Below are 25,702 nucleotides of genomic sequence, written 5' to 3'. Positions count from 1 at the left end.
CGGTTCCTTTTGGCTATATAGTCCGCTCATGGACAGAACCGCAGGTCAAAAGCGCAGCGGCTTGCCCCCGCTCTATCAGGCGACCGATCCCTTCGACCAGCGCATGCTGGCGGTGGGGGACGGCCATACCCTTTACGTCGAGCAATGCGGCCGGCGCGACGGGATCCCGGTGCTGGTGCTGCATGGCGGCCCGGGCGGCGGCTGTTCCCCGGCGATGCGGCGCTACTTCGACCCGGCGGTGTTCCGCGCGGTGCTGTTCGACCAGCGCGGCTGCGGCCGCTCGCGCCCCCACGCCAGCGTCGAGGCCAACACCACCTGGCATCTCGTGCGCGACATCGAGCGCATCCGCGAAGAGCTGGGCATCGACCGCTGGATCGTCTTCGGCGGCAGCTGGGGCGCGACGCTCGCGCTGTCCTATGCCCAGACCCACCCCGACCGGGTGGTGCACCTCGTGCTGCGCGGCGTCTTCCTCGCCCAGCGCTCCGAGCTCGACTGGTTCTACGGCGGCGGCGCCGGCGCCTTCTGGCCCGACCTGTGGCGCAGCTTCTGCGCGCCGATCCCCGAGGACGAGCGCGGCGACATGATCGGCGCCTATCACCGGCGCCTGTTCTCGGGCGACTACGGATCCGAGGCGCGGCACGGCCGGATCTGGGCCAACTGGGAAAACGCGCTTGCCTCGATCGACCACGACGGCCCGATGGGCGAGGCGGCGTCGGACTATGCCCGCGCCTTCGCCCGGATCGAGAACCACTATTTCCACCATGACGCCTTCATGGAGACCGACGGCCAGCTGCTGCGCAACCGCCGGCTGATCGAGCAGATCCCCGCCGACATCGTGCAGGGCCGCTACGACATGATCTGCCCGCCGGTCTCGGCGCACCGTCTGGCCGACGGGTGGGACAGGGCCCGGCTGCGGATGGTGCCGCTGGCCGGGCACGCCCTGTCCGAACCGGGAATCAGCGCCGAACTGGTGCGGGTGATGGACGGGCTGGGCCGCACCCACGGCTGAGGACCGATCACGCGACTCCCCGTCGCGGTGACAAATGCGCGAGCCGGGGCCCCTGCCGGCCCGGGCTGTGTCCTGCGACCTTTGTGCAGGGCCGCGGCTTCCTTAAATTCGCCGGGTCCCGGCGACCGGCCGGGTCCGTGACGGGGAACCTGCCGATGACATCGACCGACGCCGCCCGCCGCCCGCCCAGCCGCGAGGAATCGCGCGGCCTGCGCCACGCGCGCGAGATCGAGGGCCACCTAGCCGCGCTCGACAGCTTCGCGCCGATGGCGTTGGGCGTGCTGTCGGTCGCTTCGGGGATCTACACCTATCTCGGCGTGCGCTCGCAGCTCGACGGCTCGGGCGGGATGACCTTCTTCGCCGCCGTCGCCTATTCGCTGGCGGTCTCGGTCGCGATCTTCGTGTTCTGGAGCTACATGATCCGGCTGCTGCCCGCGATGCGCACCGCGCGCGACCGGCTGGGGATGATGCTGGCGATGGCGCTCGGCTCGGCCGCGATCATCGCCATGTCCAGCTGGCTGAACGCCGCCGCGCTCGCCGGTGCCGCCGCGGTCGAGCAACACCTTGCCGAGACCGTGCAGGACTACCAGACCGAACTCGAGCTGGCCAACCGGGTCGCGGTGGCGGGCCAGTCGCTGCAGCTTGACGTCGCCCGCGCGCGCCAGAGCTTCCAGGACCTCTCGGCGCAGGAGGCGACGGGCGATCTGTCGGGCACCGCCGGTCGCGGCGCGGTGTTCCGGGTGCTGACGCAGAAGGCCGACGAGCTTGCCGGGCTCGAGCGCCAGATCGAAGGGCAGGGTCCCCAGATCACCGCCGCCTTCGAGGAGGGCAACGCGATCCTCAGCCGGATGCGGGAACTGACCGCGGGCGCCGGCGACGTCAACGAACGCTCGGTGCGCTTCGCCGAGGAATCGGTGCGTCTCGCCGGCCTGATCGCGCAGCTGCGCCAGCTGTCGGTGGCGCCGCTCGTCGACCGCGCCGCGCAGGACCTGTCGGCCTCGGTGGTGCTGCCTGCGCTCGACGGGCGGACCGAGGCGATCCGCACCGGCCAGCAATCGACGATCGAGTCGGTGATGGGCCTTTTGCAGCAGCGCGCCGAGACGCTGCGCGCGGCGGCGCAGGCGGTGATGGCGATGCCGCTGCCCGAAGAGACCACGTACCAGCCGATCTCGACCGCCGAGGCGGTGCTGCGCTACGCGGGCGACTTCATCCCCAGCTGGGCGGGGGCGATCGCGATCGACCTGCTGCCGGCGGTGCTGGTCTTCGTGATGATGGTGGCGCAGTCGGCGATCCGGGCCCAGCGCGACCCGGTCGATGCGCAGGAGATGATGACGCTGGCCGAACTGCGCGCCGCGATGGCCGCGCTGCGCGAGATCGAGGGGCAGCCGGCCCCGTCCTCGCCCGATCCCGGGCCGCCGCGGCGCGAGGATCCGGGCGCGGCCCCGGACGGCGATCCGCGCGACGACCTGCCCGGCACGCCCGGCAACGTCGCCCTGATCGACCGCGGGCAGCGCCGGACATGACGGCGCTGCCCCATCCGGCGCAGGCCCATTCAGCCCAGGCCCATTCAGCTCAGGCCCGTCCGGCGCGGGGCTGGACCGCGACCCGGGTGCTGCGGCTGATGCTGGGGCTGCAGGTGGCGCTGGCGGGCATGATCGTCGCGGGCGACGTGATGACCGCCCATCCCGGCCTGATCCCCGGTCGCGACAACGCCCCCGCGACCGAGGTCCCCGTGCGCCCCGGCGACCAGACACGCCGCTTCAGCCCGCGCACACTGCCGACCGACCGCCCGGCCGGGCCCGGCTTTCCCCGCCGCGACGCCGTCCCCTCGCGCCTGAGCTTCGAGCGGGCGACGATCGGCGGGATCGCCGACACGCTGCTCGTGACCGGCGCGATCGAGCCGGGCGACGCGGACCGCTTCCTGCGCGAGCTGGAAGGCTGGGCCGCGCCGCCGGCGCAGGTCGCGCTGCACAGCCCCGGCGGATCGGTCGCCGACGCGCTCCGGATCGGGCAGGCGATCCGCGATGCCGGCCTGCCGACGGCGATGGCGGCGGGCGCGGCCTGCTTCTCGGCCTGTCCCTACATCCTCGCCGGCGGGACCGAGCGGCGCGTCGACCGTGACGCCCGCGTCGGCGTGCACCAGCACTATTTCGGCGAGAACAGCCTGCTGCCGGCCTTCACCGCCGTGTCCGACGTGCAGGCGGGGCAGGCGCAGGTGATGGACTACCTGCACCGGATGGGGATCGACCCGATGGTGATGTCGAAGGCGCTCGCCACCCCGCCCGACGACATCTACATCCTCTTGCCCGACGAGCTGACCGACTGGCGCGTCGCGACCGCGCTTGTGGGCGATCCCGGCGGCGCGGACGGCTGAGCTTGCCATCCCCGGCCGCCCGGTCGATCCTGCCCGCGATGTGCAGGAGGCGTATATGGCGAAGATCGCGGTGATGGGGGCGGGGGCCGTCGGCTGCTACTATGGCGGCATGCTGGCCCTGGCCGGGCACGAGGTGGTGCTGATCGGCCGCCCGGCGCTGGTGGCGCAGGTCGCGGGCGCGGGGCTGGTCTTCGAGAAGGGCGGCGAGACGCGGGTGATCCCGATGGCCGCCACCGAGGGGGCCGAGGGCGTGGCGGGCGCCGAGATCGTGCTGTTCTGCGTCAAGAGCGCCGACACCGAGGCCGCGGGCGCCGCGATCGCCGCGCATCTCGCGCCCGGCGCGGTGGTGATGAGCCTGCAGAACGGCATCTCGAACGCCGAGCGGCTTGCGGCGGTGCTGGGGCGGCCGGTGGTGCCGACGGTGGTCTACGTGGCCAGCCAGATGGGCGGCCCCGGCCACGTGGTCCACAACGGCCGGGGCGAGCTGGTGCTGGGCGAGGGGCCGGGCGCGGCCGAGGCGGCGGCGATCCTGTCCGGCGCGGGCATCGGCTGCGAGGTCTCGGACCAGGCGATCACCGCGATGTGGACCAAGCTTGCGGTGAACTGCGCGCTGAACGCGGTCTCGGCCGCGACGCAGCAGGGCTATGGCCGGATCGCGGCCGAGCCGGGGGCGGTGGCGATGATGCGCGACATCGTCGCCGAATGCCGGGCGGTCGCGGCGGCCGAGGGCGTGACCCTGCCCGCCGACATCGACGCGCAGGTCGAGCGGATCACCTCGGCGATGCGCGACCAGATCTCGTCCACCGGGCAGGACGTGGCGCTGCGAAAGCCCACGGAGATCGACTGGATCAACGGCGAGGTCGCGCGCCGGGCCGATCGGGCGGGGATCGCCGCGCCGCTCAACCGCGCGCTGACCGTCATCGTCCGGCTGATCGAGGCCCGCTACCGCGAGGCCTGAGCCGCCGCCAGCGCCTGCCAGACCCGGTGCGGGCTGGCGGGCATCGCGAAGTCGCGCACGCCGCGCTGCGCGAGCGCGTCGCAGATCGCGTTCATGCCCGCGGCCAGCCCGCCGACCGAGCCCGCCTCGCCCACGCCCTTGACCCCGAGCGGGTTCAGCTTCGTCGGCACCGGTTCGAACCCGGTGGCGTAGGGCGGCAGGTCGGCGGCGCGCGGCATCGCGTAGTCCATGAAGCTGCCCGACAGCACCTGGCCGTCGTCCGACAGCCGGATCTCCTCGGCCAGCACCTGGCCGAGCGCCTGGGCGATGCCGCCGTGCAGCTGGCCCTCGGCCAGCTGCGGGTTCAGCACCGTGCCGACATCCTCGACCGCGGAATAGGACACGATCGCGACCTGCCCGGTCTCGGGGTCGATCTCGACCTCGCAGACGTGGCAGCCGTTGGGGAAGGTGGCCTGCGCCGGCTTGAAGCTGCCGCGCGCGACAAGCGGGGTGCCCTGCGCCGCCGCGATCCGGCCGAGCTCTGCCAGCGACAGCGAGCGGTTCGATCCCGGCAGGCGGAAGGTGCCCTCGTCGAATTCAAGCGCGCCGGGGTCGGCATCAAGCTCGGTCGCGGCCAGCGCGCGGGCGGTGGCGATCAGCGTCTCGGCGGTGGCGGTGACGGCCGATCCCGCGACGATCGTGCCGCTCGATCCGCCCATGCCGCGGCCCTCGGGCATCACGTCGGTGTCGCCCTGCACGAAGACCGCCGCCTCGGCAGGCAGGCCCAGCCGCTCCGAGGCCAGGCGCAGCAGGGTCGTGGCCATGCCCTGGCCGGCCGAGAAGCTGCCGCCGCCGACGATCATCCGCCCCTCGGCGTCGATCTCGATCATCGCGTGGTCGCGGCCGGGGGTGTTGTAGGGACCGCCCGCGGTCTCGATGCAGAAGGCGATGCCCAGCCCCCGCACGAGGCCCTTCGCCTCGGACGCCGTGCGGCGCGCCGCGAAGCCCGCGACATCGGCCTGCGCCAGGCCCGCGTCCAGCACCCTGGCGAAATCGCCGCTGTCGTAGTCGAACTGATAGGGCGATTTCCACGGCATCGCCTCGGGCGGGATGAAGTTCTGCCGGCGCAGCGCGACCGGGTCGATCCCGGTCTCGCGCGCGGCGAGGTCGACGAGCCGCTCGATGATGAAGGTGGCCTCGGGGCGGCCGGCGCCGCGATAGGCCGCGACCGGCACCGAATGCGTCAGCACCCCGGTCACCAGCCCCGAGATCGCCGGCGTGCGATAGGGCCCGGCGATGCCGCCGAGGTTCATCACCGGCGGCAGCGAGCGCCCGGTGGCATAGGCGCCGATGTCGGCGAGGATCTCGACCTTGAGCGCGGTGAAGTTGCCCGCGGCGTCCAGCCCCAGCGCCGCCTCGATGTCGAGATCGCGCCCGGCCTCGTCCGACAGGAAGCTGTCGGCGCGCTCGGCCTGCCAGCGCAGCGCCCGGCCAAGCCGGCGGGCGGCCCAGAACAGCACGATCTCCTCGCGCAGCGGGCCCGCCTTCATGCCGAAGCTGCCGCCGACATGGCCGGTGCGCACGCGGATCTGATCGGCCGGAAGGTCCAGCGCCGCCGACAGGATCCCGCGCAGGCCCTGCGGACCCTGATGGCTGGCAAACAGCTCCCACCGGCCATCGGCCAGCGGCTGCGCCGTGGCCGCGCGCGGCTCCATCGCGATCGCGGCGACGCGGGTGACGCGGGTCTGCATCCGCACCACCCGGGCCGAGGCCGCCAGCGCCGCCTCGACCGCAGCGGGATCGCCGGAGGCATGGCGGTAGCCGATGTTGCCGGGCCGGTCCGCATGCACCAGGGGCGCGCCCTCGGCCAGCGCCGCGGCAGTGCCGACGACGGCGTCCTGCGCGTCCCACTCGAGCCCGATCGCCTCGGCCGCGTCCAGCGCCCCGGCCCGGGTCGCGGCGATGACGATCGCCAGCGGCTCGCCGGTGAAGCGCACCGCGGGCCCGGCGAGCAGCGGGCGCGGGGTGGCGGTCCAGCGCTCGCCGTCGGGTCCGGTCAGCGCCATGCCCACCTGCACCGGGCCGATGCCGTCCGCGGCAAGGTCCGCGGCCGTCAGCACCGCGACGACGCCGGGCATCGCGCGCGCGTCGTCCAGATCCAGCGTCACCGCCCCGGCCGCGGCAAAGGGCGCGCGCAGGAACACCGCGTGCAGCGCGTCACCCGCCGCCAGGTCGGCCGCGTAAAGGCCGGTGCCCGTCAGCAGCGGCCCGTCCTCGAGCGCGCGCCCGCCCGCTGTCCTGCCCGCATCCGCCATCGCTGTCTCCTTGGTCTCGGCCGGCTGGGGAGGCGCCTGCCCGGAGGGGGGCGCGCCGGCGGGCGCACCCTGCCGCCGGCCCGGGGCAAGCGCAAGGCCGCGGCAGAAAATTGCACAAACCCCGGGCCGGCAGAGTCGATTCCGGCCCCGCGGCCGGGCGGGGGCGTTGCAAGCGCCCGCGTCCCGGTGTCCTGTGGGGGCTGCCCACAGACGGAACCTGACCATGCCGACCTACACCGCCACGCTCGGAGGAGAGCGCCACCGCTTCGACGGGCTGCCCGCCCTGCTGGCCGCCGCCTCGCCGCGCCGCTCGGGCGACGAGCTTGCGGGCATCGCCGCCCGGACCGAGGCCGCCCGCGTCGCCGCGCGCTATGCGCTGGCCGACCTGCCGCTGGCCGAGTTCCTGAACGAGACCGTCGTGCCCTACGAGACCGACGAGGTCACGCGGCTGATCCTCGACGGCCACGACCGGGCGGCCTTCGCGCCGCTCGCGGCGATGACGGTGGGCGGGCTGCGCGACTGGCTGCTGTCCGAGGCCGCCGACACCCGCGCCCTTGCCCGCGTCGCCCGCGGCCTGACGCCCGAGATGGTCGCCGCGGTGTCGAAGCTGATGCGCAACCAGGACCTGATCTCGGTCGCCCGCAAGTGCGAGGTCGTCAGCCGCTTCCGCACCACCCTCGGGCTGAAGGGGCATCTCGCGACGCGGTTGCAGCCCAACCACCCGGCCGACGATCCGAAGGGGATCGCGGTCGCGGTGCTCGACGGGCTGCTGCAGGGCACCGGCGACGCGGTGATCGGCATCAACCCGGCCTCGGACAGCCTGGCCGGCGCGACGGCGATCCTGCAGGCGCTCGACCGGCTGCGGCTGGAATTCGACATGCCGATGCAAAGCTGCGTGCTGACCCATGTCACCAACTCGATCCGGATCATCGAGCGCGGCGGGCCGGTGGACCTGGTGTTCCAGTCGATCGCCGGGACCGAGGCGGCGAACCGCGGCTTCGGCGTCGACCTGGCCATGCTCAAGGAGGCCAACGAGGCTGCCCGCAGCCTGGGGCGCGGCACCGTCGGCGACAACGTGATGTATTTCGAGACCGGGCAGGGCGCGCCGCTGTCGGCCGACGCGCATCACGGCGTGGACCAGCAGACGCTGGAATGCCGCGCCTATGGCGTCGCCCGGGCCTATGACCCGCTGCTGGTCAACACCGTCGTCGGCTTCATCGGGCCCGAATATCTCTATGACGGCAAGCAGGTGATCCGCGCTGGCCTCGAGGACCATTGCTGCGGCAAGCTCCTTGGCCTGCCGATGGGCGTCGACGTCTGCTACACCAACCATGTCGAGGCCGACCAGGACGACATGGACACGCTGATGACGCTGCTGGCGGCCGCGGGGGTGAACTTCGTGATCTGCGTGCCGGGATCGGACGACGTGATGCTCAGCTACCAGACCCTCGCCTTCGAGGACGCGGCCTATCTGCGGCGCACCTTCGGGCTGAAGCCGGCGCCGGAATTCGCGGCCTGGCTCGATCGGACCGGGCTCGTGCCCGACGGCGGCACGCGGGCGCTGCCCGACCTGCCGGGCCTTGCGGCACGGATGGGGCTGTCGGCATGAGCGGGCGCGACCTGACCGACCTGTCGCCGCGGCTGCGCGCGCTCACGCCCGCGCGGGTGCGTCTCGACGCGGCCGGGGGGCCCTCGCCGCTGGCGGCAGTGCTGGATTTCCAGGCCAGCCACGCCCGGGCCCGGGACGCGATCCGCCAGCCCGTCGACTGGGACGCGGTGCGCGGCGCGCTCGGCGGGCGGCCAAGCCTCGACCTGCACAGCCGCGCGTCCGACCGCGACACCTATATCCGCCGTCCCGACCTCGGGCGCCGGCTGGACGCGGCGAGCCTCGCGCGGGTCGAAAGGACCGGGCCGGACCTGTGCCTGGTGATCGCCGACGGCCTGTCGGCCCTCGCGGTGCGCACCCATGCCGCGGCGATGGTCGCGGCGCTGGCGGCGGCGCTGCCCGAGCTGTCGATCGGCCCGGTCGCGCTGGTGCGCGAGGGTCGCGTGGCGGTGGGCGACGAGATCGCCGAGGCGATGGGCGCGCCGCTGTGTCTGGTGCTGATCGGCGAGCGGCCGGGCCTGTCGGTCTCGGACAGTCTCGGGGCCTACCTGACGTGGCAGCCGCGGGTCGGCACGCCCGACAGCAGCCGCAACTGTGTGTCGAACATCCATGCCAACGGCGGGCTCGACCATGCGCGGGCCAGCGACCTGCTGGCCTACCTGATCCGCCGCGCGCGCGAGATCGGGGCCACGGGCGTCGCGCTGAAGGACGACAGGGCCCCGGTGCTGCCGGCGCCCTGACTGGCGGGCCCAGCCCTTCTCAGCCCGCCGCGGAAGCGGGCGCGGGCTGGGCCGCGGGCGCGGTCTCGGGGTCGCGCCCGGCCAGGCGGCAGTCCCAACCCGCGACGAAGCGGGCGAAGAGATCGGCGAAGACCGTGACCTCGTCGGGCTGCCAGTCGGCGGTGATCTCGGCGATGACCTCGTGCTTCAGCCGCCGGATCTCGGCCACGATGCGCTCGGCGAAGGCGGTGCGGTAGAGGATGCTGCGCCGGGCGTCCGCCTGCGAGACCGCGCGCGACAGCAGCCCCTTGTCCACCAAATCCGCCACCAGCCGGCTTGCCCGGCTGGGATCGACGCGCAGCCCGCGCGCGACGTCGCCCACCGTCACCTCGGCCACCGTCGTGTCGCCGGCCGCGTCTTCGGGCGGCACCAGGTTCAGGACGTCCAGCGCCGACAGCTCCAGCCCCGGCGCCACCGTCGCCACCGCGACCCGGCCCAGCAGCCGCCGCCCGATCAGCAGCCGCAGTTGCCCCAGCGTGGCCGAGATCTCTTCGGTCAGGGCGTCGCGCGGCGGGGGCGGAGCGTCGGTCATGGCGGGGCATCCGTTGGCATCAAAACATGTGCGATTGACAATTAAATGACAAAAGCACACAACTCAATCGTCTCTCTTGCCGAAAGTCTGCGCAGATGACCGATGTGCTTTCCAGCGAAACCCCGCCTGCGCTGACCCGCCGCCGTCGGCTTGTCGTGTTCTGCTTCCTGATGCTGTCGCTGTTCATGGCGACGCTGGACAACCAGATCGTGTCGACCGCGCTGCCCACGATCGTGGGCGAGTTCGGCGCGCTCGACCGCTTCGGATGGATCGGATCGGCCTATCTGCTCGCGATGAGCGCGACGATGCCGGTCTACGGCAAGCTCGGCGACCTGTTCGGGCGCAAATACGTGATGATGACCGCGATCACGATCTTCACCCTGGGCTCGCTCGCCTGCGGGATGGCCTGGTCGATGAACTCGCTGATCGCGGCGCGGGTGCTGCAGGGCCTGGGCGGCGGCGGGATCATGGTGTCGATCTTCTCGATCAACGCCGACCTGTTCGAGCCGCGCGAGCGCGCGCGGTACCAAAGCTTCAGCAGCCTGATGGTGATGGCCGCGGGCAGCATCGGCCCGTTCCTGGGCGGCACGCTCAGCGAGGCCTTCGGCTGGCGGTCGATCTTTCTCGTGAACCTGCCGATCGGGATCGTCGCGGTGACGGGGCTGTTCCTGCTGCTGCCGCTGAAGAAGCCGGGCCGCAGCCCGAGGATCGACGTGCCGGGGGCCGCGCTCCTGGCCCTCGCGATCGCGAGCCTGGTGCTGTACGCCGACGCGGGCCAGCTGTTCGGCGGCTATGGCAGCGCGAAGGCGCTGGGGCTGCTGGTGCTGTCGGCTGTGGCGATCGCCGTCTGGGTGGCGGTCGAGCGGCGCGCGGCCGAGCCGGTGATCCCGCCGGGGCTGTTTGCCAACCCGACCTTCCCGCTGATGCTGCTGGTGACGCTGACCTCGGGCGGGATCGCGATCGGCATGGTGAACTACCATGCACTGTTCCTGCAGATGACCACCGGTCTCAGCCCGGCGCATGCGGGGCTGTTCTTCATCGCCGTGACCGGCGGCATCGCCGCGGGATCGCTCAGCGCGGGGCGGATCATCGAGGCGACGGGCCGGGTCAAGCCGGTGCTGATCACCGGGCTGGTCTGCAATGTCGCGATGCTGACGGCGATGGCGCAGCTGCACGCGGGCACGCCGCTGTGGGTGATCGCCGCGGTGCTGCTGGTGCAGGGGATCGCCGTCGGCCTCGGACAGCAGGCGCCGATCATCGGCGTGCAGTCGGTGGCGCCGGTGCGCGACGTCGGCGCCGCGACCGGGGCGGTGACGCTGGCCCGGATGGCGGGCGCCTCGCTCGCGATCTCGATCTACGGCGCGATCATCGCGGCGAGCCTTGCCGGGCAGGACACGCGGATGGCCGGTGGCGGCGACATGACCCGGCTGACGCCCGAGGCGATGGCCGCGCTGCCCGCCGCCGCGCGGGCGACGCTGGCAGGCTATTATTCCAGCGCCTTCCACACGCTCTATCTGACCGCGGCCGGGATCGCGGCGGTCGGGCTGATCGCCGCGCTGATGCTGCGCCCGGTGGTGCTGGCCGCGGGCCGCCCCGCGGTGGTCGCCCGCCGCCCCGACCCGGCCCGGACCGCGCCCGCCGAATAGGGCGGGCGGGGTCCGGTCACTCGGCCACGCAGTCGGCGAAGTGGTGCAGCTGGCCGTCGGCGCCGGTCTCTTGCACCAGCCCGTGGATGTCGGTCTCGAACCCCGGGCATTCGCGGGCGAATTCCCGGTTGAACTTCAGGTATTCCACGATCTTGCGGTTGAAGGGCTCGCCCGGGATCAGCAGCGGGATCCCCGGCGGGTAGGGGGTCACGAGGCTGGTGGTGATCCGGCCCTCGAGGTCGTCGATCGGCACCCGCTGGGTCTTGCGCGCCGCGATGCAGGCGAAGGCGTCCGCGGGCTTCATCGCCGGGACCAGATCCGACAGGTACATCTCGGTCGACAGCCGCGCGACGTCGTACTTGGCATAAAGCCGGTGCACGTGGTCGCACAGGTCGCGCAGGCCCATCCCCTCGTAACGCGGATGCTTCTGGCAGAACTCGGGCATGATCCGCCACATCGGCTGGTTGCGCGCGAAGTCGTCCTTGAACTGCTGCAGCGCCGTCAGAAGCGTGTTCCACCGCCCCTTGGTGATGCCGATCGTGAACATGATGAAGAACGAATAAAGCCCGGTCTTCTCGACCACGACCCCGTGCTCGGCCAGGTATTTCGTCACGATCGAGGCCGGGATCCCCCAGTTCTCGAACCGGCCGTCCATGTTCAGGCCCGGCGTCACGATCGTGGCCTTGATCGGGTCGAGCATGTTGAACCCCGGCGCCATGTCGCCAAAGCCGTGCCAGGCGTCCTCGCCGTCGCGCTGCACCCCGTCCGAGTCGGTCCGGCGCAGCACCCAGTCCTTGGTGCGCCCGATCCCCTCTTCCTCAAGCTCGTCGGGGCCCCAGACCTGGAACCACCAGTCGTCCTCGCCGAATTCGGCGTCGATCTTGCGCATCGCCCGGCGGAAATCGAGCGACTCGAGGATCGATTCCTCGACCAGCGCCGTGCCGCCCGGCGGCTCCATCATCGCCGCGGCGACATCGCACGAGGCGATGATCGAGTATTGCGGGCTGGTCGAGGTGTGCATCAGGTAGGCTTCGTTGAAGAGGTGGCGGTCAAGCTTCACCTCCTGGCTGTCCTGCACCAGGACATGGCTGGCCTGGCTGATCCCGGCCAGCAGCTTGTGCACCGACTGGGTGGCATAGGTGACCGACTGGCGGGTGCGCCCGCGCTTGCGGCCCATCGCGTGATAGGTGCCGTAGAACGGGTGGAAGGCCGCGTGCGGCAGCCAGGCCTCGTCGAAATGCAGGTTCTCGACCCAGCCGTCCAGCAGGCCCTTGATCACCTCGGTATTGTACAGGACCCCGTCATAGGTCGACTGCGTCAGCGTCAGGATCCGCGGCTTGACCGTGTCGGCATCGACGCCCTGCAGCAGCGGGTTCGCGCGGATCTTGGCCTTGATCGTCTCGATCTCGAACTCGGAATACGGGATCGGGCCGATGATGCCGTAGTGGTTGCGCGTGGGCTTGAGGAACACCGGGATCGCCCCGGTCATGATGATCGAGTGCAGGATCGACTTGTGGCAGTTGCGGTCGACCACCACCACGTCGCCCGGCGCCACCGTGTGGTGCCACACCATCTTGTTGCTGGTCGAGGTGCCGTTGGTGACGAAGAAGCAGTGGTCGGCGTTGAAGATCCGCGCCGCGTTGCGCTCGGATGCGCCGATTGCGCCGTTGTGGTCCAGCAGCTGGCCCAGCTCCTCGACCGCGTTGCAGACGTCGGCGCGCAGCATGTTCTCGCCGTAGAACTGGTGGTACATCTGCCCGATCGGCGACTTCAGGAAGGCGACGCCGCCCGAGTGGCCGGGGCAGTGCCAGGAATAGGACCCGTCCTCGGCGTAATCGAGAAGCGCCTTGAAGAACGGCGGCTGGATCGATTCGAGATAGGTCTTCGCCTCGCGGATGATGTGGCGCGCCACGAATTCGGGGGTGTCCTCGAACATGTGGATGAAGCCGTGAAGCTCGCGCAGGATGTCGTTGGGCAGGTGGCGCGAGGTCTTGGTCTCGCCATAGACGTAGATCGGCACGTCGGCGTTCTTCCAGCGCACCTCCTCGATGAAGCTGCGCAGGTTCAGCACCGCGGGATCAAGGTCGGGGCCCGGGGTGAATTCCTCGTCGTCGATCGACAGGATGAAGGCCGAGGCGCGCGACTGCTGCTGGGCGAACTGCGACAGGTCGCCGAAGCTGGTCACGCCCAGCACTTCGAATCCCTCGGCCTCGATCGCCTCGGCAAGGGCGCGGATGCCCAGGCCCGATGAGTTCTCGGAGCGGAAGTCCTCGTCGATGATCACGATGGGGAAGCGGAATTTCATGAGCCTCTCCTGGCCTTGGGCAGTGGGGCCGGCGCGCGGGCTGGGCGCCGGGGGCGGGGGCTGCGTCAGGCCCCGGGCCATGGCGGCCGGGGCGTCGGTCCCGTTGTTTCCTCTGGGGGCGGGACAGTCAAGCGGCGCCCCGGCGCGACCCGGCGCGGCGGCGTTCGTGTTTTGGCAACCATTCTCCGCAACCCTGCGCAGGTCAGCACCAGTGACCCAGGAGGGGGCGATGATCGGAGCGGGGAACGGAACGGGTAACGGGACGGGGACCGGAACGGGCAGCCGCGGCGGGGCGGTGGCCGGCGGCCGGCGGATCGAACACCGGATCCGGGCCGTGGTCTTCGACCGCCGGCAGGGCGATCGAGACCGGCTGGCGCGACTGCTGCGCGAGGCCGACCTGAAGGTGGACCTGTTCGAGGCCGCCTCGCTGCACGAGGTCGACAAGCTTCTGTCGGTGACCGAGATCGACATCCTGTTCCTTGAACTGCTGCCCTGGGACAGCGGCCTGTCCGAGGCGCTGGCGCGGCTGCCGGCGGGGGCGCAGGTGGCGCCGGTGGTGCTCAGCGACCGGCTTGATGCGCGCGCGGTGCTCGAGGCGCTGCGCGCGGGTTGCTGCGACTATCTGCTGAAGGACGAGCTGTCGGTCGACGGCCTGCGCCGGGCGGTGGCGCTGGCGTTGGCGCGGCGCGGCGCCCCGGCCGAGACCGGGCGCCCGACCTTCCTGCAGACGGCGCTGCGCGACGCGCTTGGCTGTCTGTCGCTGCAGGCGACGCAGGACCTGCGGGCCGAGGTGATGGCGGCGCTGGTGCGCCAGGGCGCGGGCCTGCCCGAGGTCGAGGAGATCGGCCTGTTCCACGACCTGCCGCCGGCGCAGCAGGCGGTCGAACTGTGCGCCGCGGGGCTGGGAGAGCTGGCCGCGCTGCGCCGGGTGCGACGCGATCCGGGCCAGGCCGAGGGCGGGGCCGAGGTGGTCAGGCTCTTCGCCAGCTAGCGCCGGGCCGGCCGGCTTGGGCTGGGACGCGCGCGGCGTTTCGGGACAGGGCGCGGGCGCGCGGGAAGACGGCGGGCGCCAAAACGAAAAAACCCGCAAGTGTTTCCACTTGCGGGTCTTTTCGACATGGTGCCCAGGAAAGGACTCGAACCTTCACGCCTTGCGGCACACGGACCTGAACCGTGCGCGTCTACCAATTCCGCCACCTGGGCAGGTGTCGTGGGGGGCGATGTACCGATGGCCGCGGGGGGTGTCAACGGGCATTTGACGATTTTCTCGTCATTCTTTCGATGCCTGCGTCAGCCTGCCGCGGACACGGGGCATTGCGCCTTGTCCGGCAGGGCCGATGGGGATAAATCGGAAGCAATTGCAAGGCGTCACGGGGGGGTCGCGCCCATGTCCAAGCTTGTCACCATCATCGGCGGGTCCGGCTTCGTCGGCCGCTATGTCGCCCGCCGCATGGCCAAGGCCGGCTGGCGCGTCCGCGTCGCCTGCCGCCGCCCGAACGAGGCGCTGTTCGTGCGCCCCTATGGCGCCGTCGGCCAGGTCGAGCCGATCTTCTGCAACATCCGCTCGGATGCCTCGGTCGCCGCGGCGATCTCGGGCGCGGACGCGGTGGTCAACTGCGTCGGCATCCTGGCCGAGTCGGGCAAGAACCGCTTCGATTCGATCCAGGCCGAGGGCGCGGGCCGCGTCGCGCGCCTGGCCGCGGCCGAGGGCGTCGAGCGTCTGGTGCAGATCTCGGCCATCGGCGCCGATGCCGGCTCTCCCAGCGCCTACGGCCGCTCGAAGGCCGCGGGCGAGGCGGCGGTGAGCGCGGCCTTCCCCTCTGCCGTGATCCTGCGCCCCTCGATCATCTTCGGCCCCGAGGACGAGTTCTTCAACCGCTTTGCCTCGATGAGCCGGTTCGGGCCGGTGCTGCCGATCGTCGGCGCCGAGACCAGGTTCCAGCCGGTCTTCGTCGAGGATGTCGCCGCCGCCGCGGCGCAGGCGGTGCTGACCGAGGTGCCGGCCGGGATCTACGAGCTGGGCGGCCCCGAGGTCATGACCTTCCGCGAGATGATGGCGCTGATGCTCAAGACCATCAACCGCCGCCGCGCCGTGGTCGAGATGCCGGGCGCGGTCGCCGGGCTGATGGCCGGGGTGCTCGACGGGCTGCAGGGCGCGACCGGCGGGCTTCTGGCCAACAAGACGCTGACCCGCGACCAGCTGAAGAACCTGGCCCGTGACAACGTGGTCAGCCCCGGCGCCAAGGGCTTCGAGGCCTTCGGCATCGCGCCGCACAGCGCGGGGTCGATCCTGCCCGCCTACCTGTGGCGGTTCCGTCCCTCGGGGCAGTACGACGCGATCAAGGCCTCGGCGAAGAACCTGCGCGCCTGACGGCCGGGCGCGGTCGGGGCTGGACCTCGGCCGCCGGCCCCGCCATGCTGCGCCGCGGCGCCATGGCGACGAGAGCGAGATTAAATGGGCGAAACCCTGATTGTGTCGGCCTTCCTGGGACTTCTGGAAGGCCTGACCGAATTCATTCCGGTCTCATCGACCGGGCACCTGCTGCTGGCAGGGCATTTCCTTGGCTTCCACAGTGCCGGCAACACCTTCGAGGTGGTGATCCAGCTGGGCGCGGTGCTGGCGATCCTGGGCGTCTATTCCGCGCGGATCCTGCATATCCTGGCGACGGCGGGATCGGACCCGCGGTCGCGGCGGTTCATCGCGGCGGTGCTGCTGGCCTTCGCCCCGGCCGTCGTGATCGGCGTGCTGGCGCATGACTTCATCAAGACCGTGCTGTTCGAGACGCCGATGCTGATCGCGGTGATGCTGATCATCGGCGGCGTCGTGCTGCTGGCGGTCGACCGGATGCAGCTGCGCCCGAAATACCACGAGGCCGAGGACGTGCCGCTGGGCGTGGCGCTGGGCATCGGCTTCATCCAGTGCCTGGCGATGATTCCGGGCACCTCGCGCTCGGGCTCGACCATCGTCGGCGCGCTGCTGCTGGGTGTCGACAAGCGGGCGGCGGCCGAGTTCTCGTTCTTCCTGTCGATGCCGACGATGGCGGGCGCCTTTGCCTATGATCTCTACAAGAACCGCGACGTGCTTGATTATTCGGCGCTGAACGAGATCGGGGTGGGCTTTGTCTGCGCCTTCATCGCTGCGGTCTTCGTGGTGAAGTGGCTTCTGGGCTATGTTTCCAAGCATGGCTACGCGCTGTTCGGCTGGTGGCGAATCATCGTCGGAGCCCTGTCGCTGGCGTTGCTTCTGGCGGGCTTCTGAAGGATAGGTAAGCTTTGTTGACCTGATTTCCGGGTTGGTGGGCGTCAGCCTGCCCGTTAGGGCCCCGAAATCGTCAATATGGGTCAGCATTGCTTACTTTTATTCGTTGCGGGGCCAGTGTAGCAAGGCGCGAATAGTCGAGGAGGCGCAGCCGATGGCCCAGCAACGCATGCTCCAGTTCGTGACCGTGGCGAAAGAGACGCCCGAGAAGCGCGATGCCAGCGTACGCGCGCAGGATTTCAACGAGATTTACCGCGAGTACGCGGAGCGCAAGGCGGCCGAGCAGGCCGGCCGTTGCAGCCAGTGCGGCGTGCCCTACTGCCAGGCGCACTGCCCGCTGGGCAACAACATCCCGGACTGGCTGCGCCTGACCGCCGAGGGGCGGCTGCAGGAAGCCTACGAGATCAGCCAGGCGACCAACACCTTCCCCGAGATCTGCGGCCGCATCTGCCCGCAGGACCGGCTGTGCGAGGGCAACTGCGTCATCGAGCAGTCCGGCCACGGCACCGTCACCATCGGCTCGGTCGAGAAGTACATCACCGACACCGCCTGGGACATGGGCTGGGTCAAGCCCGCCAAGCCCCATACCGAGCGCCCCGAGAGCGTCGGCATCATCGGCGCGGGCCCCGGGGGCCTTGCGGCGGCGGACATGCTGCGCCGGGCCGGCGTCCAGGTCACGGTCTATGACCGCTACGACCGCGCGGGCGGCCTGCTGACCTATGGCATCCCCGGCTTCAAGCTGGAGAAGGACGTGGTGATGAACCGCGTCAAGCAGCTGGAAGAGGGCGGCGTGCAGTTCGTGCTGAACTGCAACGTCGGCGAGGACCTGAGCTTCGACGCGATCCGCGGCAAGCATGATGCTGTGCTGATCGCCACCGGTGTCTACAAGACCCGCGATCTGACCGGCCCCGGCGCCGGAGCGAACGGCATCGTGCGCGCGATCGACTACCTGACCGCGTCGAACCGCAAGAGCTTCGGCGACGAGGTGCCGGAATTCGAATCGGGCGAGCTGAACGCCGCGGGCAAGCGCGTGGTCGTGGTCGGCGGTGGCGACACCGCGATGGACTGCGTGCGCACCGCGATCCGCCAGGGCGCGACCTCGGTCAAGTGCCTGTACCGCCGTGACAAAGCCAACATGCCCGGGTCGCAGCGCGAGGTGCAGAACGCCGAGGAGGAGGGCGTCGAGTTCGTCTGGCTGGCGGCGCCGAAGGGCTTCACCGGCGGCACCGATGTCGAGGGCGTGATGGTGCAGAAGATGCGCCTGGGCGCCCCGGACGCCACCGGCCGCCGCAGCCCCGAGATCATCGAGGGCGGCGACTACCTGGAAGAGGCGGACCTGGTCGTGAAGGCGCTGGGCTTCGAGCCCGAGGAGATCCCGGCGCTGTGGTCGGTGCCCGAGCTGGAAGTGACCCGCTGGGGCACGATCAAGGCCGATTTCCGCACCCACCAGACCAGCCTGCCCGGCGTCTATGCCGTGGGCGACATCGTGCGCGGCGCGAGCCTGGTGGTCTGGGCGATCCGCGACGGCCGCGAGGCCGCCGAGGCGATCCTGACCTATCTCGCCCAGCCCTCGACCGTCGCCGCCGAGTGAACCGATCCGGGGGGTGCAGCCCGTGCACCGGGCGTGCACCCCCCGTACACCCCCTGCGCGCAGGGGCGTCACCGTTCGTTAAGACAGCAGGTCAGCCCGCCTGACCCTTCCTGGAGCCCCGCCGATGCCGCTGGCCCGATCCTCCTCAGCCCCGATCCGCGCGGTTGCCGCCGCGGCGGCGGTGCTGTGGCTGTCGGCGCCCGCGGTGCAGGCGGCGCGCTTCACCCCGCCGCAGGGCTGCACCGCCACGATGACGGTGCAGATGCGCGGCTGCGTCGTCGGGCAGTACTTCACCTGCGCCGGCGATCCGGCGGGCACCAAGCACGACGTGCTGTTCGACAGCGACGGGCCGTTCTTCGCCTCGACCGTGGATGCGGAATACCAGTGGATCCGCAGCCAGGATTACGGCACCGGCGCGACCAGCTGGCTGGAGGAGCCTTCGGCCGACGCGGCGAGCTTCTCGAACCTGCTGGCCTCGGGCGAGGACAGCTATGACTTCGCCACCATGTCCGACACCGGCGAGCGCAGCCGCTACACCGGCGTCGACCGGCTGACGGGGCGCAGCCAGACCATCGACGGCGTCGTGCTGGAGGTGACCGAATTCGCGATGACCGAGACCGCGGATGACGGCACCCAGATCGCGCGGCGCTGGGGCAGCCAGTACGTGCACCGCGACTGGCGCCTGTTCTTTTCCGGCCCCGAGACCTTCGCGGACGACGCGGGCCAGCTTCCCATCGACAACACGCCGGTGGATTTCGTCTTTCCCGGGGAACCGGGGTTCCTGTCGACCGTGCCGCTGTTCGACTGCGACGGGCTGATGTCCCGCGCCGAGCCGCCCCTTATGGAGGATCCGTTCCATGACCACCTATGATCAATCCTGGGTCGAGGCCGAAGAGACCAAGCGCAAGTGGATGGCCGAGCATTCGCTGTACCGCGAGGATGACGAGCATTCGTCCTGCGGGGTGGGTCTGGTCGTTGCGCTCGACGGCAAGGCCAGCCGCAAGGTGACGCAGGCCGGGATCGACGCGCTCAGGGCGATCTGGCACCGCGGCGCGGTCGATGCCGACGGCAAGACCGGCGACGGCGCGGGCATCCACATCCAGATCCCGGTGCCGTTCTTCTATGACCAGGTGCGCCGCACCGGGCACGAGCCCGACCGCCAGAAGCTGATCGCCGTGGGCCAGGTCTTCCTGCCGCGCACCGACTTCGGCGCGCAGGAGCGCTGCCGCACGATCGTCGAGACCGAAGTGCTGCGGATGGGCCACTACATCTACGGCTGGCGCCACGTTCCGGTGAACACCGAGGTGCTGGGCGAGAAGGCCAATGCGACGCGCCCCGAGATCGAGCAGATCCTGATCCGCTGCGAGAAGGACATCGACGAGGAGACCTTCGAGCGCGAGCTGTACATCATCCGCCGCCGGATCGAGAAGGCGGCGGTGGCCGCGCAGATCGCGGGGCTGTACCTCTGCTCGCTGTCGTGCCGGTCGATCATCTACAAGGGGATGATGCTGGCCGAGTCGGTCTCGGTCTTCTACCCGGACCTGCAGGACGACCGGTTCGAGAGCGCCTTCGCGATCTATCACCAGCGCTATTCCACCAACACCTTCCCGCAGTGGTGGCTGGCGCAGCCGTTCCGCATGCTGGCGCACAACGGCGAGATCAACACGCTGAAGGGCAACCTGAACTGGATGCGCAGCCACGAGATCCGGATGGCGCATTCGGCCTTCGGCGAGGCGGCCGAGGACATCAAGCCGATCGTGCCGGCGGGCTCGTCCGACTCGGCCGCGCTGGACGCGGTGTTCGAGGTGATGGTGCGCGGCGGACGCTCGGCGCCGATGGTCAAGACCATGCTGGTGCCCGAGGCCTGGTCTAACTCGGCCGTCGACCTGCCGAAGCCCTGGCGCGACATGTACGCCTATTGCAACGCGGTGATGGAGCCCTGGGACGGGCCGGCGGCGCTGGCGATGACCGACGGGCGCTGGGTCTGCGGCGGGCTTGACCGCAACGGCCTGCGGCCGCTGCGCTATGTGGTGACGGGCGACAACCTGCTGATCGCGGGCTCGGAAGCCGGGATGGTGCCGGTCGACGAGATGCGCGTGAAGGAGAAGGGCGCGCTGGGCCCGGGCCAGCTGATCGCCGTCGACATGAAGGAAGGCCGGCTTTACCACGACCGCGAGATCAAGGACCGCCTGGCCGCCAGCCAGCCCTTCGGCGAGTGGATCGAGAAGGTCACCGACCTGAGCGCGATCATGAAGGACGTGCCCGAGAAGCCGCTGTCGGAGGGCGCGGCCCTGCGCAAGCGTCAGATCGCGGCCGGCTTCACGATCGAGGAGCTGGAGCAGGTTCTGGCGCCGATGGCCGAGGACGGGAAAGAGATGATCGCCTCGATGGGCGACGACACGCCGGCCGCGGTGCTGTCGTCGGTCTACCGGCCGCTGTCGCACTTCTTCCGCCAGAACTTCAGCCAGGTCACCAACCCGCCGATCGACAGCTTGCGCGAGACGCGGGTGATGAGCCTGAAGACCCGGTTCGGCAACCTCAAGAACGTGCTGGACGAGAATTCCGGCCAGGCCGAGATCCTGGTGCTGGAAAGCCCGTTCATCGCGAATGCCGAATTCGACGAGATGGTGCGCACCTTCGGCGAGAGCGTCGCCTTCATCGACTGCACCTTCCCGGTCGGGGCGGGGCAGGAGGCGCTGCGCGAGGGGCTTGAGCGCATCCGCGCCGAGGCCGAGGATGCCGTGCGTTCGGGCGCCGGGCACCTGGTGCTGTCGGATGTCGACCAGGGCGAGGACCGCGTCGGCATGCCGATGATCCTGGCCACCTCGGCCGTGCACAGCTGGCTGACCCGCAAGGGGCTGCGGACCTTCTGCTCGCTCAACGTGCGGGCGTCGGACTGCATCGACCCGCATTACTTCGCGGTGCTGATCGGCTGCGGCGCGACGACGGTGAACCCGTATCTCGCGCAGGATTCGATCGCCGACCGGATCGAGCGCGGCCTGCTGGAAGGCTCGCTGATCGACGCGATGCGCAAGTATCGCGACGCGGTTGACGCGGGCCTGCTGAAGATCATGGCCAAGATGGGCATCTCGGTGATCTCGTCCTATCGCGGCGGGCTGAACTTCGAGGCGGTGGGCCTGAGCCGCGCCATGGTGGCCGAGTACTTCCCCGGCATGCACAGCCGGATCTCGGGCATCGGCCTGCACGGCATCCAGCACAAGATCGAGGAGACCCATGCCAAGGGCTGGCTGGGTGGCCAGGACGTGCTGCCGATCGGCGGCTTCTACAAGGCGCGCCGCTCGGGCGAGAAGCACGCCTGGGAAGCGCAGACCATGCACATGCTGCAGGCGGCCTGCGACCGCGCCAGCTATGACCTGTGGAAGCAGTATTCGGCCGCGATGCGGGCGAACCCGCCGATCCACCTGCGCGACCTGCTGGACATCAAGCCCTTCGGCAAGCCGGTGCCGATCGACGAGGTGGAATCGATCACCTCGATCCGCAAGCGGTTCGTGACCCCGGGCATGAGCCTTGGGGCGCTGGGCCCGGAGGCGCACAAGACGCTGAACGTCGCGATGAACCGCATCGGCGCCAAGTCCGACTCGGGCGAGGGCGGCGAGGATCCGGCGCACTTCGTGCCGGAACCGAACGGCGACAACCCGTCGGCGAAGATCAAGCAGGTGGCCTCGTCGCGCTTCGGCGTGACGGCCGAGTACCTCAACCACTGCGAGGAACTGGAGATCAAGGTCGCGCAGGGCGCCAAGCCCGGCGAGGGTGGCCAGCTGCCCGGCATGAAGGTGACCAAGCTCATCGCCCGCCTGCGTCACTCGACGCCCGGCGTGACGCTGATCTCGCCGCCGCCGCACCACGACATCTACTCAATCGAGGACCTCGCGCAGCTGATCTACGACCTCAAGCAGATCAACCCGCGCTGCAAGGTCACGGTGAAGCTGGTCGCGTCCTCGGGCGTGGGCACGATCGCCGCGGGCGTGGCCAAGGCGAAAGCCGACATCATCCTGATCTCGGGCCACAACGGCGGCACCGGGGCCTCGCCGGCCACGTCGATCAAATACGCGGGCCTGCCGTGGGAGATGGGCCTGACCGAGGCGCACCAGGTGCTGGCGATGAACAAGCTGCGCGAGCGGGTCACGCTGCGCACCGACGGGGGCCTGCGCACGGGCCGCGACATCGTCATCGCCGCGATGATGGGGGCCGAGGAATACGGCATCGGCACCGCGGCGCTGATCGCCATGGGCTGCATCATGGTGCGCCAGTGCCAGTCGAACACCTGCCCGGTGGGCGTGTGCACGCAGGACGAGCGCCTGCGCGCGAAGTTCACCGGCTCGGCCGACAAGGTGGTCAACCTGATCACCTTCTACGCCCAGGAGGTGCGCGAGATCTTGGCCGCCATCGGCGCGCGGAGCCTTGACGAGATCATCGGGCGTGCGGACTTGCTGACGCAGGTCAGCCGCGGTGCGGCGCATCTCGACGACCTCGACCTGAACCCGCTGCTGATCACCGTCGATGGCTTCGACAAGATCGTCTACGACCGCTCGAAGCCGCGCAACTTCGTGCCCGACACGCTGGATGCCGAGATCGTCAAGGACGGTCAGCGCTTCTTCGAGGAAGGCGAGAAGATGCAGCTGTCCTATGCCGTGCGCAACACCCACCGCACGATCGGGACCCGGGCGGCGAGCCACATCGTGCAGAACTTCGGCATGCGCAACCAGCTGCAGCCCGACCACCTGACGATCAAGCTGTCCGGTTCCGCCGGCCAGTCGCTGGGCGCCTTCATCGCGCCGGGCCTGAAGATCGAGGTGCAGGGCGACGCGAACGACTACGTGGGCAAGGGCCTGTCGGGCGGCACGATCGTCGTGCGCCCGCCGATGGCCTCGCCGCTGGTCGCGGCCGAGAACACGATCATCGGCAACACGGTGCTTTACGGGGCGACCGACGGGTACCTGTTCGCGGCCGGCCGCGCGGGCGAGCGCTTCGCGGTCCGCAACTCGGGCGCGACGGTGGTGATCGAGGGCTGCGGGTCGAACGGCTGCGAGTACATGACCGGCGGCAAGGCGGTCATCCTCGGGCGGATCGGCGCGAACTTCGGCGCCGGGATGACCGGGGGCATGGCCTATGTCTACGACCCGGACGGGACCGCCGAGGACATGATGAACCTCGAGAGCCTCGTGACCTGCGGGCTGGGGCATCCGCACTGGGAGGCCGAGGTGAAGGGGCTGATCGAGCGCCACGCCAAGGAGACCGGGTCGGTCAAGGCCGCACAGATCCTGTCGCACTGGGCCGAGGAGCGGGCGAACTTCATCCAGGTCTGCCCCAAGGAGATGCTGGTGCACCTGCCGCACCCGCTGACCGACGAGCCGCAGGCGGTGCCGGCGGAGTGATCCGAAGACAGGCCGGGGGGGCACGCGTGCCCCCCCGGACCCCCCCGCGCGACTTCTGCCAGCGCCTCGGGAGACCGGGGCGCTGTTGCCGTNGGGGGGCACGCGTCCCCCCCCGGACCCCCCCGCGCGACTTCTGCCAGCGCCTCGGGAGACCGGGGCGCTGTTGCCGTTCGGGGGCTCAGTCCGCGGTCCGGGCGCCCGCCGCGCCGGCGTCCGAGGCGCGGAAGCGGTCCTGCGGCAGCCAGTCGGGATGTTCGGTCCGCACGTAGGTCAGCATCACCTCGCGCAGGTTGCATTCGAGATCCCAGCTCGAGGCCGGGTCGTCGGCATAGCCGTAAAAGCCCACCGTCACGCCGCGGTCGTCCTGGCCGATGATCTGCATCTTCATCTCGTCCTGCGAGACCATCTGGGGAATGTCGGCGGCGAGCCGCAGGTAGGCCGCGCGCAGCGCGTCTGTGTCGGCGGCGAGGTCGAGGAGCAGGTCGACGCGCTTGATGATGCGGGCGTTGCCGACCGACCAGTTCTCGATCGGCTGGCTGACGAAATGCTTCACCGGCACGATCAGGCTGCGTTCGTCCCACAGCCGGATGCGCAGGAAGGTGTAGAAGATCGCCTCGACATGGCCGAACTGGCCTTCGTAGACCACGGTGTCGCCGATGCGCACCGGCCGCGCGAGCGCGATCTGCAGCGAGGCGAGGATATTGCCCAGCACCGCCTGTCCGGCGATGCCCAGCACCACCGTCAGCACGCCCGCCGAGGCCAGCAGCGTCATCCCCATCGTCTCGAATATGTTGAGCCGCACGAGAAGCACGATCAGCGAGAAGGCGACGGTGGCGAGGATGATCACCCGGCGCAGCGCGTAGATCGAGGTGTAGAGCTCGCGCTCCTTCACCGAGCGGGCATCCGAGATCTCGCCCACGTAGCGGCGCGAGACGTGGTCGAGCACGCCGTCGACCACCCGCAGGGCCGCGAGGCCGAGGCCCGCCGCCATCAGGATCGTCAGCGCCGGGGCGAGGATGGTGATCGTCGGGCCCGAGAAGCTGACCACCAGCCCCGAGAGCGCCTGCGCCCCGGCCGTGGCCACCACCAGCGCGAGCGGCGTGGCGGCGGCGGCGGCGGCGCGGCGCAGGTAGGGGCGCTGGAACCGGCCCGAAAGCCGGATCACCAGCCGCCGCACCCCGACGCCGACCCCGAACAGCACCACCAGCATCAGCGGCAGGAACACCCATTCCCAGGCCCGCAGCCCGGCGAAGCGGTCCTGCGCCCAGGGCGGCAGCCAGGCCTCGAACCAGCGGGGGCCGAAGGCGTCGAACAGCAGCGGCACGTTTTCGATCGTGTCGGGGGCGAAGGCCCATTTCAGGTCGCCGTCGGGTTCGCGGTAGCGCGCGATGCGCAGGTCGTAGACGCGCTGCCCGGTCTCGAGCGTGGCCAGCACCAGCGAGCGGCGCACGGTGCCGGCCTGGGGATTCTGGCCGGTCTCGTCCTCGATCACCGCGTCGGGGCGGCCCGGCAGCGACTGCCAGTCGATCCAGAGCCGCCGGTCGATCACCGTCGCCAGTTCGCGCGCGAGGACGGGGCCGCGGGTGGCGCGCTCGTCCTCGGGCAGGAAGGTGAGGTTCAGAAGCCAGGCCGCGGTCTTCCAGTCGCCGGCATCGGCGCGGTCGAGGAAGCTCGACACCATCGCGCGGGGGGTCGAGTGGTCGATCGGCGCCGCGGGTTCGGCCTGGCCGGGATCGAGCTCGTCGCTCTCGTACCAGCCGGGGTTGTCGCCCTCGGGGGCCGCGCCCTCCTGCTGCGCGGCGAGCGGCGTCGCGGCGAGAAGGCAGGCCAGAAAGGGGGCGATCAGGAAGCGCGCGCGGATCATCGATGGGGCGAACGCGCCCGGTGCCCTCAGGTTCCGCCAGGTGGGAGGGTCAATCGGGGAAGGGCGGGGGGGAGGCGCGCCTCCCCCCC

General features: G+C 70.7%; 17 protein-coding genes and 1 tRNA gene. 13 read left to right on the top strand and 5 right to left on the bottom strand.

Features of this window, described 5'->3' with window-relative positions:
* Positions 1-28: 28 nt before the first annotated feature.
* From pip to V8J39_RS11235, 4 genes are all read left to right on the top strand, one after another.
* A complete protein-coding gene (pip, locus tag V8J39_RS11250; protein WP_336460972.1) occupies positions 29-1,009 on the top strand; it encodes a prolyl aminopeptidase in 981 nt (326 codons plus the stop codon).
* A gap of 155 nt (positions 1,010-1,164) precedes the next feature.
* Positions 1,165-2,532: a hypothetical protein gene (locus tag V8J39_RS11245; protein WP_336460971.1), complete on the top strand. Its 1,368-nt coding sequence runs from the start codon at positions 1,165-1,167 to the stop codon at positions 2,530-2,532.
* Positions 2,529-3,383 (top strand): hypothetical protein, encoded by an 855-nt coding sequence (locus tag V8J39_RS11240; protein WP_336460970.1) that lies wholly within the window; start codon positions 2,529-2,531, stop codon positions 3,381-3,383. Before V8J39_RS11245 ends, V8J39_RS11240 begins: the two co-directional genes overlap by 4 nt.
* A gap of 55 nt (positions 3,384-3,438) precedes the next feature.
* Complete coding sequence (locus V8J39_RS11235; RefSeq protein ID WP_336460969.1) at positions 3,439-4,341, top strand: ketopantoate reductase family protein; 903 nt, start codon at positions 3,439-3,441, stop codon at positions 4,339-4,341.
* Here V8J39_RS11235 and V8J39_RS11230 read toward each other — a convergent pair.
* Positions 4,326-6,635, bottom strand: coding sequence for a xanthine dehydrogenase family protein molybdopterin-binding subunit (locus tag V8J39_RS11230; RefSeq protein WP_336460968.1), 2,310 nt, complete (start codon positions 6,633-6,635; stop codon positions 4,326-4,328). The genes V8J39_RS11235 and V8J39_RS11230 overlap by 16 nt on opposite strands.
* Before the next feature lie 223 nt (positions 6,636-6,858).
* Here V8J39_RS11230 and V8J39_RS11225 point away from each other — a divergent pair, with 223 nt between their 5' ends.
* Positions 6,859-8,244, top strand: coding sequence for an ethanolamine ammonia-lyase subunit EutB (locus V8J39_RS11225; protein ID WP_336460967.1), 1,386 nt, complete (start codon positions 6,859-6,861; stop codon positions 8,242-8,244).
* Positions 8,241-8,981 carry an ethanolamine ammonia-lyase subunit EutC gene (eutC, locus tag V8J39_RS11220; RefSeq protein WP_336460966.1) on the top strand — a complete coding sequence of 247 codons (741 nt, stop codon included), beginning with the start codon at positions 8,241-8,243 and terminating at the stop codon, positions 8,979-8,981. Before V8J39_RS11225 ends, eutC begins: the two co-directional genes overlap by 4 nt.
* A gap of 19 nt (positions 8,982-9,000) precedes the next feature.
* Here the strand turns inward: eutC and V8J39_RS11215 are convergent, their stop codons facing one another.
* Positions 9,001-9,552 carry a MarR family winged helix-turn-helix transcriptional regulator gene (locus V8J39_RS11215; RefSeq protein ID WP_336460965.1) on the bottom strand — a complete coding sequence of 184 codons (552 nt, stop codon included), beginning with the start codon at positions 9,550-9,552 and terminating at the stop codon, positions 9,001-9,003.
* A 95-nt stretch (positions 9,553-9,647) separates the two neighbouring features.
* On the opposite strand from V8J39_RS11215, the gene V8J39_RS11210 reads away from it, so the two are divergent.
* Positions 9,648-11,198 carry an MDR family MFS transporter gene (locus V8J39_RS11210; protein WP_336460964.1) on the top strand — a complete coding sequence of 517 codons (1,551 nt, stop codon included), beginning with the start codon at positions 9,648-9,650 and terminating at the stop codon, positions 11,196-11,198.
* Between the two features lie 16 nt (positions 11,199-11,214).
* Here the strand turns inward: V8J39_RS11210 and V8J39_RS11205 are convergent, their stop codons facing one another.
* Positions 11,215-13,503 carry an arginine/lysine/ornithine decarboxylase gene (locus V8J39_RS11205; protein WP_336460963.1) on the bottom strand — a complete coding sequence of 763 codons (2,289 nt, stop codon included), beginning with the start codon at positions 13,501-13,503 and terminating at the stop codon, positions 11,215-11,217.
* Positions 13,504-13,732: 229 nt separating this feature from the next.
* Between V8J39_RS11205 and V8J39_RS11200 the strand changes: the two genes are divergently transcribed.
* Positions 13,733-14,494 carry a hypothetical protein gene (locus V8J39_RS11200; protein WP_336460962.1) on the top strand — a complete coding sequence of 254 codons (762 nt, stop codon included), beginning with the start codon at positions 13,733-13,735 and terminating at the stop codon, positions 14,492-14,494.
* 127 nt (positions 14,495-14,621) lie between these two features.
* Here V8J39_RS11200 and V8J39_RS11195 read toward each other — a convergent pair.
* Positions 14,622-14,706 (bottom strand) — tRNA-Leu (locus V8J39_RS11195).
* Between the two features lie 184 nt (positions 14,707-14,890).
* Between V8J39_RS11195 and V8J39_RS11190 the strand changes: the two genes are divergently transcribed.
* The 5 genes from V8J39_RS11190 (at position 14,891) to gltB (ending at position 23,749) form a co-directional block, all read left to right on the top strand.
* Positions 14,891-15,874 carry a complex I NDUFA9 subunit family protein gene (locus tag V8J39_RS11190; RefSeq protein ID WP_336460961.1) on the top strand — a complete coding sequence of 328 codons (984 nt, stop codon included), beginning with the start codon at positions 14,891-14,893 and terminating at the stop codon, positions 15,872-15,874.
* Between the two features lie 84 nt (positions 15,875-15,958).
* Positions 15,959-16,762 carry an undecaprenyl-diphosphate phosphatase gene (locus V8J39_RS11185; RefSeq protein ID WP_336460960.1) on the top strand — a complete coding sequence of 268 codons (804 nt, stop codon included), beginning with the start codon at positions 15,959-15,961 and terminating at the stop codon, positions 16,760-16,762.
* A gap of 154 nt (positions 16,763-16,916) precedes the next feature.
* Entirely contained in the window at positions 16,917-18,353 is a 1,437-nt protein-coding gene (locus V8J39_RS11180; RefSeq protein ID WP_336460959.1) for an NAD(P)-dependent oxidoreductase, read from the top strand.
* 124 nt (positions 18,354-18,477) lie between these two features.
* Complete coding sequence (locus tag V8J39_RS11175; protein WP_336460958.1) at positions 18,478-19,224, top strand: hypothetical protein; 747 nt, start codon at positions 18,478-18,480, stop codon at positions 19,222-19,224.
* Positions 19,211-23,749 carry a glutamate synthase large subunit gene (gene gltB / locus V8J39_RS11170; RefSeq protein WP_336460957.1) on the top strand — a complete coding sequence of 1,513 codons (4,539 nt, stop codon included), beginning with the start codon at positions 19,211-19,213 and terminating at the stop codon, positions 23,747-23,749. Before V8J39_RS11175 ends, gltB begins: the two co-directional genes overlap by 14 nt.
* 178 nt (positions 23,750-23,927) lie before the next feature.
* Here gltB and V8J39_RS11165 read toward each other — a convergent pair whose 3' ends face one another.
* Entirely contained in the window at positions 23,928-25,613 is a 1,686-nt protein-coding gene (locus V8J39_RS11165) for a mechanosensitive ion channel family protein (RefSeq protein ID WP_336460956.1), read from the bottom strand.
* Positions 25,614-25,702 lie beyond the last annotated feature (89 nt).

Source organism: Frigidibacter sp. MR17.24, assembly GCF_037095655.1.
In the GTDB taxonomy this organism is placed as follows: domain Bacteria; phylum Pseudomonadota; class Alphaproteobacteria; order Rhodobacterales; family Rhodobacteraceae; genus Frigidibacter.
Note: the sequence above shows the minus strand (reverse complement) of the source record. Positions and strands in the feature narration are given on the sequence as shown.

What these genes read in the sequence shown, in the direction of transcription:
- V8J39_RS11245 (WP_336460971.1), top strand. Translation starts at nt 1,165, where the DNA reads ATGACATCGACCGACGCCGCCCGCCGCCCGCCCAGCCGCGAGGAATCG.
- V8J39_RS11240 (WP_336460970.1), top strand. Translation starts at nt 2,529, where the DNA reads ATGACGGCGCTGCCCCATCCGGCGCAGGCCCATTCAGCCCAGGCCCAT.
- V8J39_RS11200 (WP_336460962.1), top strand. Translation starts at nt 13,733, where the DNA reads ATGATCGGAGCGGGGAACGGAACGGGTAACGGGACGGGGACCGGAACG.
- V8J39_RS11190 (WP_336460961.1), top strand. Translation starts at nt 14,891, where the DNA reads ATGTCCAAGCTTGTCACCATCATCGGCGGGTCCGGCTTCGTCGGCCGC.
- V8J39_RS11185 (WP_336460960.1), top strand. Translation starts at nt 15,959, where the DNA reads ATGGGCGAAACCCTGATTGTGTCGGCCTTCCTGGGACTTCTGGAAGGC.
- V8J39_RS11215 (WP_336460965.1), bottom strand. Translation starts at nt 9,552, where the DNA reads ATGACCGACGCTCCGCCCCCGCCGCGCGACGCCCTGACCGAAGAGATC.
- gltB (WP_336460957.1), top strand. Translation starts at nt 19,211, where the DNA reads ATGACCACCTATGATCAATCCTGGGTCGAGGCCGAAGAGACCAAGCGC.
- pip (WP_336460972.1), top strand. Translation starts at nt 29, where the DNA reads ATGGACAGAACCGCAGGTCAAAAGCGCAGCGGCTTGCCCCCGCTCTAT.
- V8J39_RS11175 (WP_336460958.1), top strand. Translation starts at nt 18,478, where the DNA reads ATGCCGCTGGCCCGATCCTCCTCAGCCCCGATCCGCGCGGTTGCCGCC.
- V8J39_RS11235 (WP_336460969.1), top strand. Translation starts at nt 3,439, where the DNA reads ATGGCGAAGATCGCGGTGATGGGGGCGGGGGCCGTCGGCTGCTACTAT.
- eutC (WP_336460966.1), top strand. Translation starts at nt 8,241, where the DNA reads ATGAGCGGGCGCGACCTGACCGACCTGTCGCCGCGGCTGCGCGCGCTC.
- V8J39_RS11210 (WP_336460964.1), top strand. Translation starts at nt 9,648, where the DNA reads ATGACCGATGTGCTTTCCAGCGAAACCCCGCCTGCGCTGACCCGCCGC.
- V8J39_RS11225 (WP_336460967.1), top strand. Translation starts at nt 6,859, where the DNA reads ATGCCGACCTACACCGCCACGCTCGGAGGAGAGCGCCACCGCTTCGAC.
- V8J39_RS11205 (WP_336460963.1), bottom strand. Translation starts at nt 13,503, where the DNA reads ATGAAATTCCGCTTCCCCATCGTGATCATCGACGAGGACTTCCGCTCC.
- V8J39_RS11165 (WP_336460956.1), bottom strand. Translation starts at nt 25,613, where the DNA reads ATGATCCGCGCGCGCTTCCTGATCGCCCCCTTTCTGGCCTGCCTTCTC.
- V8J39_RS11230 (WP_336460968.1), bottom strand. Translation starts at nt 6,635, where the DNA reads ATGGCGGATGCGGGCAGGACAGCGGGCGGGCGCGCGCTCGAGGACGGG.
- V8J39_RS11180 (WP_336460959.1), top strand. Translation starts at nt 16,917, where the DNA reads ATGGCCCAGCAACGCATGCTCCAGTTCGTGACCGTGGCGAAAGAGACG.